This window comes from Neisseria sp. P0009.S007 (assembly GCF_051962515.1).
Map to the genome: position 1 here is coordinate 1 of NZ_JBQCVF010001305.1, position 234 is coordinate 234.

Sequence of the window (234 nt, forward strand, 5' to 3'; positions counted from 1 at the left end):
TTTTGGATGTGTTCTTTGCCGAGCTTTTTGCGCAGGGCGTGGATGAGGAAATCGACGGCGTTGCTCTCGACTTCTTCGCCCCAGCCGTAGATTTTGTCTTCAAGGTCGCTGCGGGAGAGGATGATGCCGGGACGCATCATCAGGGCTTGGAGGACGGCAAATTCTTTGTTGCTCAGGAGGACGGGTTTGTCTTGTCCTTTGACTTCGACTTGGTAGGTGGCGGGGTTGAGGGTG

At 55.1% G+C, this 234-nt stretch carries 1 protein-coding gene; it reads right to left on the reverse strand.

Annotation, left to right across the window (positions count from 1 at the left end; translation table 11 throughout):
- Nucleotides 1-234, reverse strand: a 234-nt coding sequence (locus ACTHS3_RS18715; protein WP_440368913.1) for a winged helix-turn-helix domain-containing protein, incomplete at both ends; no start/stop codon positions are given.